Raw genomic sequence first — 1,147 nt, 5'->3', positions numbered from 1 at the left:
TCTTGGAAAGACAGCGACAGCAAAACCGCCATTGTGAATTTTGTCGATCAATCTACCGACAGTTCAAAGGCAACATTTATTCCCGTTTCTGACCGCATTGCCGTGTTCGACAACGACGGTACACTTTGGTCAGAAAAGCCGATTTATTTCCAAATTGCGTTCGCGTTAGATCAAATCAAAGCCCTTGCGAAAACGCATCCAGAATGGAAAACGCAGGAACCTTTTAAATCCGTCATTGAAAACGACTTAGAGAAAGTCTTTGCTGGCGGCAAAGAATCGCTACTCCAAATCATGAAAGTCACCCACAGCGGCATGACCGTTGAAGAATATCAACAATCCGTCGAGCAATGGCTTGCGGCAGCGAAAGACAAGCGCTTTGGTAAAGCCTATAACGAGCTCACCTTTAAGCCGATGCGCGAAATGCTTACTTACCTGCAAGAGAACAACTTCAAAACCTACATTGTTTCAGGTGGTGGCGTGGACTTTATGCGCGTGTGGGCGTCAGAGGCTTACAACATTCCTGAAGAACAAATCATCGGCAGTGCGTTGAAATACGAATACAGCTTTAATGATGGTCAGCCTAAAGTGATGAAGTTGGGCGAACTGTTAACGCTCGATGATAAAGAAGTGAAAGTCGAAAACATCCAGTACATTATTGGTAAGAAACCAGTGCTCGCCGTTGGTAACTCGGACGGGGACCAAGCGATGATGCAGTGGGCGACAAGCCAACCAAACTCTATGGCGATGATTGTGCATCACACTGACGAAGCGCGCGAGTGGAAATACGACCGTCAATCGGACGTTGGCCGCTTAGATAAAGCGTTAGACGAAGCCAATGCGCGTGACAACTGGCAGCTTATCGACATGAAGAACGATTGGTGCACCGTTTATTAAACAAGAGCGCTGTTCGAAACCCACTCAATTGACGAGCCAAGACCGAAAAATTCCCCACGCTTTGGGGAATTTTTCTATTTGCACGCCAAATTCTTTTATTTCTTCACGATCACTTCACGCTTCATCACACAAAATGCGCTTCTACTCACTAAGTTGATTTGAAGAGGCAAAATTAGAATGAACAAAACACTTCTTGCGTTACTTGTTACCTGCTCAGTTTCGGTATCTGCGGCTCCTTATGTAGGTCTGGAAT

Annotated in this window: 1 protein-coding gene; it reads left to right on the top strand. The window is 45.7% G+C overall.

The window, feature by feature from the left end:
- The coding region (locus R7127_RS26665; RefSeq protein WP_318148732.1) for an HAD family hydrolase at positions 1-894 on the top strand (894 nt) is incomplete at its 5' end.
- Positions 895-1,147 lie beyond the last annotated feature (253 nt).

Origin of the sequence: Vibrio sp. 1159 (genome assembly GCF_033340395.1) — a bacterium.
Taxonomy (GTDB): domain Bacteria; phylum Pseudomonadota; class Gammaproteobacteria; order Enterobacterales; family Vibrionaceae; genus Vibrio; species Vibrio alginolyticus.
This window is presented reverse-complemented; position numbering and strand designations above follow the sequence as displayed.